At 72.8% G+C, this 14,242-nt stretch carries 12 protein-coding genes; 6 read left to right on the plus strand and 6 right to left on the minus strand.

The features are described from left to right. Positions 1 to 33: 33 nt before the first annotated feature. From nikE to CFT82_RS04190, 4 genes are read right to left on the minus strand one after another with little or no spacing between them, the layout of a single operon-like run. On the minus strand, positions 34 to 1,665 hold the full coding sequence (nikE, locus tag CFT82_RS04175) for a nickel ABC transporter ATP-binding protein NikE (protein WP_088817772.1): 1,632 nt from the start codon (positions 1,663 to 1,665) through the stop codon (positions 34 to 36). Beyond that, a complete protein-coding gene (locus CFT82_RS04180; RefSeq protein WP_088817773.1) occupies positions 1,662 to 2,471 on the minus strand; it encodes an ABC transporter permease in 810 nt (269 codons plus the stop codon). Before CFT82_RS04180 ends, nikE begins: the two co-directional genes overlap by 4 nt. Further along, the gene (locus tag CFT82_RS04185; RefSeq protein ID WP_088817774.1) at positions 2,471 to 3,463 is read right to left on the minus strand and encodes an ABC transporter permease; all 993 of its coding nucleotides are present in this window, start codon (positions 3,461 to 3,463) and stop codon (positions 2,471 to 2,473) included. Before CFT82_RS04185 ends, CFT82_RS04180 begins: the two co-directional genes overlap by 1 nt. Then, on the minus strand, positions 3,460 to 5,091 hold the full coding sequence (locus CFT82_RS04190) for an ABC transporter substrate-binding protein (protein WP_159461852.1): 1,632 nt from the start codon (positions 5,089 to 5,091) through the stop codon (positions 3,460 to 3,462). The genes CFT82_RS04185 and CFT82_RS04190 overlap by 4 nt, the downstream gene beginning before the upstream one ends. 191 nt (positions 5,092 to 5,282) lie before the next feature. Between CFT82_RS04190 and CFT82_RS04195 the strand changes: the two genes are divergently transcribed. The 3 genes from CFT82_RS04195 to CFT82_RS04205 all read left to right on the plus strand — a co-directional run bounded on the left by CFT82_RS04195 (position 5,283) and on the right by CFT82_RS04205 (position 8,124). Then, entirely contained in the window at positions 5,283 to 6,941 is a 1,659-nt protein-coding gene (locus CFT82_RS04195; protein WP_088817776.1) for a DNA repair helicase XPB, read from the plus strand. A gap of 474 nt (positions 6,942 to 7,415) precedes the next feature. Continuing rightward, positions 7,416 to 7,625: a hypothetical protein gene (locus CFT82_RS04200; RefSeq protein WP_143469478.1), complete on the plus strand. Its 210-nt coding sequence runs from the start codon at positions 7,416 to 7,418 to the stop codon at positions 7,623 to 7,625. A 16-nt stretch (positions 7,626 to 7,641) separates the two neighbouring features. Beyond that, a complete protein-coding gene (locus CFT82_RS04205) occupies positions 7,642 to 8,124 on the plus strand; it encodes a hypothetical protein (RefSeq protein ID WP_088817778.1) in 483 nt (160 codons plus the stop codon). Between the two features lie 99 nt (positions 8,125 to 8,223). On the opposite strand, the gene CFT82_RS04210 is transcribed toward CFT82_RS04205, so the two are convergent. Together CFT82_RS04210 and CFT82_RS04215 are read right to left on the minus strand one after the other, a co-directional pair. Next, a complete protein-coding gene (locus CFT82_RS04210; protein ID WP_088817779.1) occupies positions 8,224 to 9,525 on the minus strand; it encodes a glycosyltransferase 87 family protein in 1,302 nt (433 codons plus the stop codon). Continuing rightward, positions 9,441 to 10,616, minus strand: coding sequence for a glycosyltransferase 87 family protein (locus CFT82_RS04215; RefSeq protein ID WP_159461853.1), 1,176 nt, complete (start codon positions 10,614 to 10,616; stop codon positions 9,441 to 9,443). The genes CFT82_RS04210 and CFT82_RS04215 overlap by 85 nt, the downstream gene beginning before the upstream one ends. Before the next feature lie 87 nt (positions 10,617 to 10,703). Between CFT82_RS04215 and CFT82_RS04220 the strand changes: the two genes are divergently transcribed. Genes CFT82_RS04220 through CFT82_RS04230 form a run of 3 tightly spaced genes read left to right on the plus strand, consistent with a single transcriptional unit; the run spans position 10,704 to position 14,217 of the window. Next, positions 10,704 to 11,420, plus strand: coding sequence for a response regulator transcription factor (locus CFT82_RS04220; protein WP_088817781.1), 717 nt, complete (start codon positions 10,704 to 10,706; stop codon positions 11,418 to 11,420). Further along, positions 11,417 to 12,934 carry a sensor histidine kinase gene (locus tag CFT82_RS04225; protein WP_234994260.1) on the plus strand — a complete coding sequence of 506 codons (1,518 nt, stop codon included), beginning with the start codon at positions 11,417 to 11,419 and terminating at the stop codon, positions 12,932 to 12,934. The genes CFT82_RS04220 and CFT82_RS04225 overlap by 4 nt, the downstream gene beginning before the upstream one ends. Further along, a complete protein-coding gene (locus tag CFT82_RS04230; RefSeq protein ID WP_088817782.1) occupies positions 12,931 to 14,217 on the plus strand; it encodes a S1C family serine protease in 1,287 nt (428 codons plus the stop codon). The genes CFT82_RS04225 and CFT82_RS04230 overlap by 4 nt, the downstream gene beginning before the upstream one ends. The last annotated feature ends 25 nt before the right edge of the window (positions 14,218 to 14,242 follow it).

Consider the following 14,242-nt stretch of genomic DNA (forward strand, 5'->3'; position numbering starts at 1 on the left):
CACACCAGTGAACCACCTCGCCGGCCGGGGGCATCACACGGCCGCGGGCATGACCGGTACCGCGTCGACGAGCTGGCGGGTGTACGGCTCCCGCGGACGGTCGAGCACCTCGGCCGTCGGGCCCTCCTCCACCACGAGGCCCTCCCGCATCACGACCACGCGCTCGCAGAGCTCCCGCACCACCGCGACGTCGTGGGTGATGAAGAGCAGCGCCAGGTCACGCTCGGCACAGAGCCGGGCCAGCAGGTCCACGACCTGCCCCTGGACCGCGAGGTCCAGGGCGCTCACAGCCTCGTCGCACAGCAGCACGCGGGGTTCCACGGACAGCGCCCGGGCGATCGCCGCGCGCTGCAGCTGACCTCCGGACAGCTCAGCCGGCAGGCGCCCGGCGAGCTCCGGGTCGAGCCCGACCTCGCCGAGCAGCTCGGCGACGCGCTCCTTCTGCCCCCGGCGTGACAGCCGGCCTCCCAGCGCGCGCAGGGGCTCGGCCACCGACCAGCCCACCGTGCGCGAGGGGTCGAAGGAGGTGTGCGGGTTCTGGAAGACCGGCTGCACGGTGCGGCGGAACTCCCGGTGGCGACGGGCGACCTCCTCGCCGTCCACGCGCACCCGGCCGGCGTCGGGCTCCACGAGGCCCAGCACCGCCCGGGCCACGGTGGTCTTGCCCGACCCGGACTCCCCGAGCACCCCGAGGGCCTCCCCGGCCCGTAGCTCGAGGCCCACCCCGCGCAGGGCGTGGACGGTGCCGCGGTCCTGGCGGTACTCCTTGGTCAGCCCGGTGGCCTGGACGACGACCGGCCCCGGGGCCGCGAGAGCCCTCGGTGCGCGGGCCCGCCGCCCCGGTACGGACTCCACCAGGGCGCGGGTTGCGGGGTGCTCGCCACCCGAGAGCACCACCCGGGAGGGACCGGACTCCACGAGCGCGCCCTCGTGCAGGACGTGCACGCGCTCGGTCCGGGAGGCGGCCACCGCGAGGTCGTGGGTCACGACGACCATGGACATGTCCTGCTCGGCCACGAGGGTCTGGAGCCGGTCGAGGATGCCCCGCTGCACGGTGACGTCGAGCGCGCTGGTCGGCTCGTCGGCCAGCAGCAGCGCCGGGCGGGTGACGATCGCGGCGGCGATGAGCACGCGCTGGCGCTGCCCGCCGGAGAGCTGGTGCGGCCAGCGGCGCCCGATGGCCTCGGCGTCCCCCAGCCCGGCGTCGCGCAGGGCCTGCAGGGCACGCCCCTCGCGGCGCCCGGGCTCGCCGAGGCCGTGAACGTCCAGCGGCTCGCGCACCTGGTCGAGCACGCGGCGCAGCGGGTCGAGCGAGCTGCCCGGGTCCTGCGGCACATAACCGATGGTGGTGCCCACCAGACGTCGCCGCTGGGCCGGGCTCAGCGCACTGAGCTCCCGGCCGGCGAGCCGGATGGATCCCTGCACCTCGGCCTGCCGCCCCAGGAGCCCGAGGGCGGCTCGGACGACGGTGGACTTGCCCGAGCCCGAGGCGCCCACGAGGGAGACGGCCTCACCGCGCTCCACCGCGAGGTCCACCCCGCGGACGGCCGTGGTGGAACGGCCCCGGCGGCGGTAGGTCACCGCGAGCCCGCGCACTTCCAGGAGCGGGGCGCGGCCCGGAGAGCTTCCCCCGGGGGCGGTGGCCTGGTCGATCTGCGTGCTCATGCCTCGCTCCTCGTGCCGACGCGTCGGCTCAGTCGGTTGACCGCCAGGACGGTGCCGGCGGCGAGGAGGGCCGGGAAGAGGCTCCACCACCACGCGGTGGCGATGTAGAGCCGGCCCTCGTTGATCTGGGACCCCCACTCGGGGGTGGGCGGGACGGCGCCGAAACCGAGGAAGGACAGGGCGGCCACCGAGAGGATGGCACCGCCCAGGTCGATCCCGGCCACGACGGCCACCGCGCCCCAGGCGTTGGGGACGACGTGCTGCAGCACGGCCCTCAGGCGCCCGGTGCCGCTGGTGGTCGCGGCGTCCATGTACGGCAGGGCGTTGATCCGAAGGGTCTCCGAGCGGGCGATGCGCACGAAGGTCGGGATGCCCGCGATGCCCACCGCGATCGCCACCTTCTCGATGCCGAAGCCGAGCACGGAGATGATCGCCATGGAGAGCAGCAGGCCGGGGATGGCCACGATGACCTCCACGGAGCGGGAGATCACCGCGTCGACGACGCCGCCGAGGTGCCCGGCGAGCATGCCGAGCAGGGAGCCGGCGACCAGCGAGATGGTCACCGCGATGACGCCGGCCAGCAGGGAGCGCCGGGTACCGTGGACCACGCGGGACCACACGTCGCGCCCGGTGAGGTCGGTGCCGAACCAGTGGCTGGGGCTCGGCGGGGCCAGCGAGGGCCCGGCCGGGTCGACAGGGTCGTACCCGGCGAACAGGCCCGGCACGAGGGCGAAGCCCAGCAGGAGGAGCAGGAACGCGGCGGCGAGCGCGGCGCCCGGCTCGCGGAGCAGGGTGCGGAGGGTCATCAGTGGCTCCTCGGGGCGGTGACGGCGCGACGCGGCCGAGCGCGGCCGCCGGGCGAGGCGATGCGCGGGTCGAGCAGGGGGTAGGTGAGGTCGACGACGAGCGTGACGAGCACGTAGAGGCCGCCGGTGAGGATGATCAGCGCCTGGATGAGCGGGAAGTCGCGGGCCTCGACGGCCTCGACGTACAGCTGGCCGATGCCGGGCCGGGCGAAGACCGTCTCGATGATGGCCGCGCCGGAGACGATGCCGCCGACGAGGATGCCGACCAGGGTGTAGACCGGCAGGCTGGCGTTGCGCAGCACGTGGCCGGTGAGCACCTGGCGGGGCGAGAGCCCCCGGGCGCGGGCCACCTCGACGTGCCCCTCCCCCTGCACCTCGCGGATGCTGCGGGCGAAGACCTGGGCGAGGGTGCCGGCACCGAGCAGGGCGATGGCCAGGGAGGGCAGCACCAGCGAGCGCCACCCCTCGGTGCCGAAGGCCGGGAACCACTGCAGGCCGAACGAGAAGATCTGCAGCAGCACGATGGCCAGCACGAACGAGGGCACGGCGATGCCCACGAGGGTGATCGTCTCGGCTATGGCGCGCAGCCAGCGGGTGGGCAGGAGCACCGAGGCGAGCGCCCCGGCCAGGCCGAGGAGGAGCAGCAGGGTGAGGCTGGTCAGGCCGAGTTGGAGGGTGGGGACGAGCCCGTCGCCGAGCACCTCGACGACCTCGCGCTGCTCCTTGGACCACGCGACGCCCCAGTCGAGGGTCACGACGTCCCCCAGGTAGCCGAGGTACTGCTGGAGCAGGGGCCGGTCGAGGCCCATCTGGGTCCGGATCTCGGCGAGCTGCTCGGCGGAGGCCGTGCCGCCTCCGCCGGACTCCTTGCCGGTGAGCACGAGCCGGGCGGGGTCGCCGGGCACGAGCTGGACGATCACGAAGGACAGGGTGATGGCGCCCCAGAGCACGACGAGGGCGTGCCCGATGCGGCGCAGCACGTAGGGGATCACGGCTTCTCCTGACCGGCCGGGCGGGCGCCGGCGAACGAGGGCTTGAGCTCGGCGTCGAAGGGGATGGTGGCCACCTCGCGGCCCCAGCCGATCGTCCCGACGGAGTCGAAGAGGGGGATGCTGTAGCCGTCGCGGAGGATGAGGCGCTGCGCGCGGGCGGCGGCCTCGGCGCGCTTCCCAGTGTGGACGGTGCGCTGCATGGCGAGCAGGGCGTCGTCGATCTCCCGGACCGGGCGACCGAAGAAGAAGGACTGGTTCTCGTAGAACGAGCTGTAGACCACGCGGAGCACGTCGGGGTCATTGCGGCCCTGCGACCAGGAGCTCAGGTCGTAGGGGGCGTCGTAGATCGAGTACTCGCTCATCTGGGCGGGAGTGGTGGGAGCGAGCCGGAAGTCGATGCCGACCTGCCGCCACTGGTGCTGGAGCAGCTGGTACATCTGCTCGTAGGTGCTGCCGGACCCGCTGTAGCGGATCTCGATCTGCAGGCGCTCCCCGTCGCGGCGGCGGATCCCGTCGGGGCCCTCCTGCCAGCCGGCCTCCTCGAGGATCTGCCGGGCCCGGGCGGGGTCGTGGCGGAGGTACTCGGTCATGTCGACCCAGCCGGGGGTGGCCCGGGTGAGCACGGAGGTGGCGGGGCGCACGCGGCCCTGGAAGATCCGGTCGGCGATGGCCTGCCGGTCGGTGGCGTGGTTCAGCGCGCGCCGGACGGCCGCCTCCTTCATGAGGGTGCGGTGCAGCAGCGGCACGAGGGGCACGGAGATGCCCGATCCGGTGCGCGAGTCGAGGGTGATGCGGTCCTCGGGGATGGCGCCCAGGGTGGCGACGTCGAGCGGGTAGGCGGCGTCGACCTGCCCGGAGACCAGGGCTCCCACGAGGGTGGTGGGGTCGGGGATGAACGACAGGTCGACCCGTTCGAAGGCGGCCGGTCCGCGGTGGTCGACGGCCCCGGAGCCCCAGGGATGGTCGGGGCGGCGGCGCAGGACGAGCTTCTCGCCGGGGCGGTAGTCCTCCAGGAGGTACACCCCGGAGCCGATGACCTCGCCGCGGGCGACCTCGTCGGGCGTGCGCTGCAGGGTGGCGTCGGCGAGCAGGCTGAGCGTCTGCGTGGTGGCGCCCTGCAGGAACTGGGCGTTGGACTCGCTGAAGGAGACGCGCACGGTGCGCTCGTCGAGCACCGTCGTGCCCTCGTAGCCGGCGAGCAGGTTGGCGCCGACGTAGGCCATCGGGCCGAGCTCGACGATCCGGTCGAAGTTGGCGCGCACGGACCGGGCGGTGAGCGGTTGCCCGTCGGAGAAGGTCACGCCGTCGCGGAGGCGGAAGGTGAAGTTCCGGCTGTCGGCGTCCGCCTCCCACTCGGTGGCCAGCCAGGGGCGGATCTCCCCGGTCCGGGGGTCCTGGTCCACGAGCGTCTCGGCGATCTGGCGGGCCACGGCCCGGGAGACGGTGAACGGGGGCTGGTGGGGGTCCCAGTTCTCCGGGTCGTGGGGAAGGGCCAGATGGAGCACCGGGCCTCCCTCCTCGGCTGCGGCCGAGCCGCCACGCGTGGCACAGCCACCCAGTCCTGCCGCGGCGAGCAGGGGCAGGCCGGCACCGAGCAGGGCACGGCGCGAGATGGGGGGTGGGGGCACAGCAGACCTCCGGGGCGAGCCGGCGCGACGGCCGGCGGGAACGGGCAGGAAGAAGCCCCCGCCACGGCGCGGTGCACCCCCGGCGAGGGATAACCGAACGTTAGCATGGTCCTAACCCCTCGATTTTCGCGCGATCGGGTGGCCCGGATCACGCACGGAACAGCGCAGCCACCGAGACCGTTGACGCCCCCATGACCGGTCCCCTCATCGTCCAGAGCGACAAGTCCGTCCTGCTGGAGGTCGACCACCCCGGCCACGAGGCAGCCCGACGCGCCATCGCGCCCTTCGCCGAGCTGGAGCGCGCCCCGGAGCACGTGCACACCTACCGGATCACCCCGCTGGCCCTGTGGAACGCCCGTGCCGCGGGCGTGGACGCCGAGCAGGTCGTCGACGCCCTGGTGAACCACAGCCGCTTCCCGGTCCCGCAGCCGCTGCTGGTCGACATCGCCGAGACGATGGACCGCTACGGCCGCCTCACCCTGCAGCAGCACCCCACCGCCGGGCTCGTGCTGCGCTCCACCGACCGGGCCGTCCTCACCGAGGTCTCGCGGCAGAAGAAGATCGCCCCGATGCTCGGCGAGCGGGTCGACGAGGACACCGTGGCCGTGCACCCCAGCGAGCGCGGGGCCCTGAAGAGTGAGCTCATCAAGGCCGGCTGGCCGGCCGACGACCGGGCCGGGTACGTGGACGGCGAGGCTCACCCCATCGCCCTGGAGGGTGAGTGGTCGCTGCGCCCCTACCAGCAGCAGGCGGTGGACGGCTTCGCCGACGGCGGCTCCGGCGTGGTCGTGCTGCCCTGCGGCGCGGGCAAGACCCTGGTGGGGGCCGGGGCGATGGCCCGCCAGCAGGCCACGACGCTCGTCCTCGTGACGAACACCCAGTCGGCCCGGCAATGGAAGGCCGAGCTGGTGGCCCGCACCTCCCTCACCGAGGAGGAGATCGGCGAGTACTCCGGCACCGTCAAGGAGGTCCGCCCGGTCACGATCGCGACCTATCAGGTGCTCACCACCAAGCGGAAGGGCGTCTACAGCCACCTCGACCTGCTCGACGCCCGCGACTGGGGCCTCATCGTCTACGACGAGGTGCACCTGCTGCCGGCGCCGATCTTCCGGATGACGGCCGACTTGCAGGCCCGCCGCCGGCTCGGGCTGACCGCCACCTTGGTCCGCGAGGACGGGCGGGAGGACGAGGTGTTCAGCCTCATCGGCCCGCAGCGCTTCAACGCGCCGTGGAAGGACATCGAGGCCCAGGGGTGGATCGCCCCGGCCGACTGCGTGGAGGTGCGGGTCTCGCTGCCGGAGTCCGAGCGGATGGTCTACGCCACTGCCGAGGCCGACCAGCGCTACCGGCTGGCGGCCAGCGCCGACGTGAAGCTGCCGGTGCTGGAGCGGATCCTGGAGCACCACGCCGGGGAGTCGACCTTGGTGATCGGCCAGTACATCGAGCAGCTGGAGGAGATCGCGAACCGACTGGACGCCGAGATCATCACCGGCCAGACCCCGCAGAAGGAGCGCTCGCGGCTGTTCGAGGCCTTCCGCTCCGGGGAGATCACCACCCTGGTGGTGAGCAAGGTGGCGAACTTCTCCATCGACCTGCCCGAGGCCACCGTGGCCGTGCAGGTCTCCGGCACCTTCGGCTCGCGCCAGGAGGAGGCCCAGCGTCTCGGCCGGGTGCTGCGGCCGAAGGCCGACGGCCGCACCGCGCACTTCTACACGGTGGTCACGCGCGACACCGTCGACGCGGAGTTCGCCGCGCACCGGCAGCGCTTCCTCGCCGAGCAGGGGTACGCCTACCGGATCCTCGACGCCGACGAGATCCCGGACGCGCTCGTGCGCGACTCGCTGGACTGAGGCGACTCGCTGGCCTGAGGCAGGTCCTCGGCCCTGGGAGCAGCGCAGGACCCGCATGGTCAGCTCCCTGACTTTGACCTGGGCCCCAGCTTTGACAAGCCCCCCCCACCCTGCATGAGGGTGAACTGGCCCATGCACCCGACACGGTCGGGGTCATTCACCATGACCACACACGTCAACAGGCGCGCGGTTCTTGCGGGAGGAATCAGCGTTGGACTCCTGGGAAGCTCCTCTTGAGCCGTTGCCGCTGGATCGACCACAGCTTCTGCGGAAACAGCAGAGCTGGACAGCCTCATCGCAGACCTCGAGGCTCTTCCCCCGTCGCTGAAGTACGCCGACCCCAGTTCGACGCCAAACTACGAGGCCCGGCTGAATCGTGCGCTCAACGGACGCAAGGTCATCGATGGACCTTCGATCATCGGGGCATCCGCGTCGGGGGACAGCATCACGACTGCTTCGGGCTGGCGCTGCAGCTTGGAGGTCGCCAAGGTCGTGGCCACCTATGGCGTGCCGGTCTTCAAGGTCCTCGACTGGATTCGAAAGGCACGCAAGATCTGGGGCGGAGTCACTGGCATCTGGAGGGCTATCCGCTCCGGCCCCGCTGCGGCCGAGATCGGCCCGGAGGCTGCTGCCGTCCTCGAGGGGATTCTGGGTTATGGTTCCATCAAGGAGCACTGCTTCTGAGAGGCAGATTTCTTCGATGACTGAGGCATCCAAGCGACCGAGAGCACCCATCGACCTGTCGACCGCCTTGATCGGCCACCTCATGACGGGTGTGCTCAAGTGGCCCGTCGTGGCCGCCTCTCTGGTGGCACTCGACAGGTGGGCCCTGGACTCGGGGCTCACCACGGAGACCCTGCTCTGGGCAGCAGCGCTCGGGGTCGCGGTGTGCGAAGTGCTCATGACCCTCGTCCAACGGCCCTTCGTCGTGAAGCACCAGCACCCGGATCCAGGCGACCCCCTGATGACTTCGCTCCTGCTGGTGGCACCGGTCCTCGCCTGGGCAGGTGTGCTGAGCCTGTCGGACGCAGGCAGGTCATGGACCCTGTGGGGCACGGCCACCGCCACCCTCGTCTACGCCGTCTTCACCGTGGTGCTGGAAAAGCCGTGGAAGCAGGGGGACACGCGCGGCGACGTCGCCGAGAAGTGGCAAGAGACCAAGGACATGACGCGGGATCTGTGATCCCCCAAGGTGGGCCCCGGACGAGACGCCCGGGGCCCACTGCACGTCCTGCCCCTCATCACCCCGTCGTCCAGGCAGCACCCCGCCCGGAAACCACCCTCAGCTCCTGCTGCGCCCCGGAACCGTGGCAGGCCCCACCAGCCCTGCCCGCAGCACCGCCCAGCCGAGCAGCGCGATGGTCACCACGCCGGTGATCACGTAGTCGTTCCCGATGAGCACCTGCATCAGGTTCCAGTCGAGCTCCTGCATCTCCCGCCCCGGCGACCACCAGTGCATGTCCGCCACCAGCACCACCGCGATGCCGGCAGCCAGCACCCGCAGGTGCTCCACCCCCATCCCCAGGACACCGGTGAGCCGCGGCGCCGCCTCCCACAGGGCGATCGCGAGGCAGACGGCCCACACCCAGTGGTGGGTCCACGCGACCGGTGAGGCCAGCACCATCGCCAGGGCGGCCACCCAGAAGCCCACGCCCCGCTCGCCCCGCAGGGTGATGAGCGCACCCACCCCGACCGCCGCGAGCGCCACCACCCCGCCGACCAGCAGCCAGCCGAGCGTCGCGGCACCGGTGTCCGGCCCGAAGGCCCTGGCCATGACGCCCATGACCGACTGGTTGCCGACGTACTCCTTGGGCATCGAGTGGGCGATCGCCGCGCTCATGTCCGTGGGCTCCCCACCGGTGGCCGCCGGCATCGCCCCGAACCAGAAGCTCCGCGCCGCACCGGGCACGAGCAGGAAGGACAGGACGACCGTGCCCAGGAAGGTGCCCACCGCCACCCCGGCCGCGCGCCACTGCCGGGTGAGCAGCAGCCAGGCCACGAAGGTCAGCGGGCTGAGCTTGATGCCCGCGGCGATGCCGAGCCCCGCCCCGCGCCACCAGCGTTCCCGCCCCGGCACCAGATCGGCCGCGACGAGGGCCGCCAGCACGAGGTTGATCTGCCCGAAGTGCAGGGTCAGCCACACCGGTTCGGCCACCGCGCAGGCCAGGAGCAGGAGCGTGGCCGCCGCCCACCCGAGCCGGGCCCGGCCCACCGCCAGGTGCACCAGCACCGCCAGCCCGAGCAGCGAGGTGAGCAGCACCATCACCGCCGCCGGCCCCTGCCCCAGCCACACCAGCGGCACGAAGAAGAGCAGCGCGAAGGGCGGGTAGGTGAAGGTCAGCTGGGCGCCGCTGTAGGTCTGCCCGTAGACGTCCTGGCCGGCCAGCAGGGCCTCCGCCCCGCCCCGGTAGACGAGCAGGTCCAGCGGCGCCTCGGTGCGCATCCCCAGCAGCACCATCACCCCGACGGCCAGGAGCCCCAGCCCGGGGAGCCAGCGGGTCAGCGGGGTGCCCGCCCCGTCAGCGTCATCACCTGCCGGGCCGCCAGCGGCAGCAGCGCGCCCAGCAGCACCAGGCCGCACCACACGTACACGTTCCCCACGACGACCTGCCACGCGTTCCACTCGAGCTCCACTCCGTAGCGTCCGGGCACCCACCAGATCATTTCCAGCAGCATCGCGACCGCCAGGGCCAGGGCCGACCAGCGGGCGAGCACCGGCACCTCCCGGCGGGCGCTCGTGAACCCTAGCGAGCCCGCCAGGAGCACCACCCACACCCAGTGGTGCGACCAGGACACCGGGGAGGCCAGCAGCATCCCCACCGCCGCCACCGACAGCCCCGCGGCCTCGTGCCCCCGGCGCGAGAGGCGGGCGGCCGCCAGCACGGCGACCAGCCCGACGACCAGCGAGATGACGAACCACGCCGGGTCCAGGAGGCCGGAGTCCGGCCCCACGAAGCGGGCCACGACCCCCTTGATCGACTGGTTGGTCTGGTACTCCGGAGTGCCGATGCGGTCGGTCTCCAGGAGCACCTCGATCCAGTAGGCGCGCGAGTCGGCGGGCAGGACGAGCAGGCCCACCAGCGCCGTGCCGACAGCCGAGGCGACGGCCACCGCCGCCGTGCGCAGGCGCCCGGCGAGCACCAGCCAGGCCACGAGGAAGATCGGCGTGAGCTTCACCCCCGCCACCACACCGAGCCAGACGCCCGCCCAGGGCCGCTCCGTCCGGCGCAGCAGATCGGCGGCGATGACCCCCGCGATGACCAGGTTCACCTGGCCGAAGCTGTAGGTCGACCACACCGGCTCGAGCGCCAGCGCGGCCACTGCCAACCCGAGCAGCACCCCGGTGGAGAGCCGCCGATCCACCGCGCGGCGCACCAGCGCCACCAGCCCCAGCGACGAGGCGACGTAGAAGACCCCGACGGCCAGCCGGACCGGCATCACTGCGAAGGGCGTGAAGAGCAGCGCCGCGAAGGGCGGGTAGGTGAAGGGCAGCCCCTCGGCCGGGGCGTAGAGCGACTGGCGGTCCAGCACCAGCTCCCCGCCCCAGCGGTACACGAGCAGGTCGATCGGGGTGATCTGCCGCAGCAGGATCATGAGGACCATGAGGGCGGTGGCCACGAGCACCGCCGGCCAGGCCCGGGCGGATGCGGGGCGGGTGGGCGCGTCGGTGACCATGAGGCGGCATTCTGCCAAGGAGATGCCACCCCGCCGCGCCCAGTGGACCTCCAGCGAACTCCCAGACTCGACGGCCACCATGGGGGCATGGACACCCAGCCCGAGGCGACCCTCCTCGTCGTGGAGGACGAGCCCAACATCCGCGAGCTGCTGGCCACCAGCCTCCGCTTCGCCGGGTTCACGGTGCACACCGCCGCCCAGGGGTCCACCGCGCTGGAGACCGCCGAGGAGGTCCAGCCCGACCTGCTCGTGCTCGACGTGATGCTCCCGGACATGGACGGCTTCACCATCACCCGCCGCCTCCGCGAGCGCGGCCACGAGATGCCGGTGCTCTTCCTCACCGCCCGGGACTCCGTGGACGACAAGGTCAAGGGACTGACCGTCGGCGGGGACGACTACGTGACCAAGCCCTTCTCGCTGGAGGAGGTCGTGGCCCGCATCCGCGCCATCCTGCGCCGCAGCCAGACCGACGGCGACACCGGGGCGGAGGACCGGGTGCTCGCCTTCGAGGACCTCACCCTCAACGAGGACACCTACGAGGTCACCCGCGCCGGGCGCGTCGTCGAGGTCTCCCCCACCGAGTTCAACCTGCTGCGCTATCTCATGCAGAACCCCAACCGGGTGCTCTCCAAGACGCAGATCCTCGACCACGTGTGGGACTACGACTTCCGCGGGGAGATCGGCATCGTCGAGAGCTACATCTCCTACCTGCGCCGCAAGATCGACAGCGAGGGTCTCCCACCGCTCATCCACACCAAGCGCGGCATCGGCTACGTGCTGCGGCTGCCCCCCGAGAGCCCGTGAGCTCCCCCGCCCACTGGTCGCTCCGCTGGCGGCTGCTGGCGATGGTCGTCCTCCTCCTGGCCGGGGCGCTGTGCGCCACCGCCCTGGCCACCGCGGTGCTCATGCAGAAGTTCATGGTCCAGCAGGTGGACGAACAGCTCGAGCAGGCCGCCGTGCCCGTCGCCCAGTCGGCCCTGCAGGGCGTGACGCAGCAGGACGACGAGGGCCGCCCCCCGAACAACTACTGGATCCAGTTCATGCCAGTCGACGGCAGCCAACCCATCGCCGTCTCCCGCTCCATCGCCACCGACGAGCAGCCCCGCATCGGCCACCTCGCCCCCACCGACGAGCGGGTGCGCAGCGGGGAGCCGTTCACCGTGAGCAGCGCCAGCGGCCACCGCTGGCGCGTGGTGGCCGGGGTGGACTCCCGCGGCATCGCGACCTTCGCCGTCGCCCGCCCCCTGCACGACATCGACGAGGCGGTCCGGCAGATGCAGGTCGTCGCGCTGACGATCGGCCTGTTCTCCATCCTCGTCGGCGCCCTTCTGGGCTGGCCGCTCATGAACCGGGCCTTCCGTCCCCTCACGCAGATCGAGGACACCGCGGCCGCCATCGCCGACGGTGACCTCTCCCAGCGCGTCCCCCACCCCGGCACCCGCGACGAGGTCGGCTCGCTGGCCGCCTCGCTGAACCTCATGCTCACCCACATCGAGCGCTCCTTCGCCGCCCGGGACGCCTCCGAGGAGCGGATGCGCCGCTTCGTCGCCGACGCCTCGCACGAGCTGCGCACCCCGATGGCCGCCGTGCGCGGGTACGCCGAGCTGTACCGCTCCGGGGCGATCCGCGGCGAGGCGGACACCGCCGCCGCCATGCGTCGGATCGAGGACGAGGCCACCCGGATGGGCGGGCTGGTGGAGGACCTCATGACCCTCACCCGCCTCGACGCCGGGCAGCGACCGGGGGTGGCCGCCACGGAGCCCGCCGGCACCGTGGACCTGCTCCCCCTGGCGACCGACGCCGTGGCCGACACCCACGCCTGGGCCCCCGAGCGGAAGGTGCGCCTCCGGGGACTGGCGGGCGCGCCGCTGGGCCCGGCGGAGGTGACTGGCCGGGAGACCCAGCTGCGCCAGGTGGTCACCAATCTCGTGGCCAACGCCGTGCGCCACACCGACTCCGGCCCGGTCGAGGTGGAGCTCGGCCGGGTAGAGGGGGCCGCCGGCCGCGAGGTGGTGCTGCGGGTGGTCGACCACGGCCCCGGCATCCCGGCCGAGGAGCGTGAGCAGGTCTTCGAGCGCTTCTACCGCTCCGACCCCTCCCGCCAGCGCGGGCAGGGCGGGGGCTCCGGCCTCGGCCTGGCCATCGTGGCCTCCACGGTGGAGGGCCACGGGGGTACGGTGCGGGCCCTGGGCACTCCCGGAGGTGGCGCCACCTTCGAGGTGCGCCTGCCGGCCACCTCCCAGCCGGAGCACAGGGACGCCCCAGACGTTCCCAAGGTCGACGGCCCACAGTGGGTGGGACGGAAGGAGATGCCATGACCTGGTCGCAGGACCCGATGCAGGAGCCGCCGCAGCAGTGGGGGCCGTACCCCGGCCAGCCCGGCCCGCGCGAGCCCCAGGGGTCGCCGGAGCCGCCGCAGCGCGGGTCGGGGCGTGGCTGGTGGCAGGTGCCCACGGCGGCCGTCCTGGCCGCCGCGCTGGCGACCGCCGGGACCTGGACCCTGGCCGAGCAGGGCGTCATCGGGCAGGACGAGCCGGCCCAGAGCGTGAGCCGGGAGCCCGCCGAGGGCACCCCCGCCTCGGCCTCTGCTCAGCAGGGTGACGACTCCACGAACCAGCCCGCCGAGGCCGAGGTGGCCGCCGGCAGCACCCCGGCCTCCGACCCGCACTGGAGCGGCATCGCCGAGAAGGTCAGCCCGTCGGTCGTGGCGGTCACCCTGGCCAACGGCGCCGGCTCCGGGGTGGTGCTCGACGACGAGGGCCACATCGTGACCAACCACCACGTGGTGGCCGAGGGCGGCCCCATCCACGTGACCCTCCAGGACGGCCGCAGCTACCCGGTCGAGGTCGTGGGCAGCGACCCGGTGACCGACCTGGCCGTGCTCGAGCTCGAGGATGGGCCGAAGGACCTGCAGCCCATCACCGTGGGCGACGACAAGGACCTGAAGGTCGGGGACCCGGTCATGGCCATCGGCAACCCGCTGGGCTACGCCGGCACCGTCACCACCGGGATCGTGAGCGCCTTGGACCGCCCGGTGCGCGCGAGCGGGAAGTCCCCCGAGGAGCCGGTCGTCACCAACGCCGTGCAGACCTCGGCCCCGATCAACCCGGGCAACTCCGGGGGCGCGCTCGTGGACTCCCGCGGCCGGCTCGTGGGCATCAACTCCTCCATCGCCTCCCTGGGGCGCAGCGCGGACACCGCCGGCAGCATCGGCATCGGCTTCGCCATCACCGCCACGCAGATGAAGAACGTCACCGAGGACCTCGTCGAGAGCGGCAGCGCGCGCCACCCGCAGATCGGCGTGCGCATCGAGGACGGGCGGGTGGAGCACGACGGTGCCCAGCTGGCGGCCGCCGGCGTGGTGAGCGTCGAGGAGGGATCCGCCGCCGCGAAGGCCGGTCTGCAGAAGGGCGACGCGATCGTCGGCCTGGACGACAACCAGATCGACGGCGTGTGGTCCCTCATCGCCCAGGTCCGGGAGCAGCGCGTGGGGGACGAGGTGAGCCTGCGCGTCATCCGGGAGGGCAAGGAGCGGGAGGTCTCGCTGACGGTCGCCTCGGAGGCCAAGGGCGAGGCGACGGCGGAGGGCGGGACCCCCTGACCGCCCCCGCCGGGCACACTGGGGG

This window comes from Kytococcus aerolatus, assembly GCF_900187395.1.
Lineage (GTDB): Bacteria > Actinomycetota > Actinomycetes > Actinomycetales > Dermatophilaceae > Kytococcus > Kytococcus aerolatus.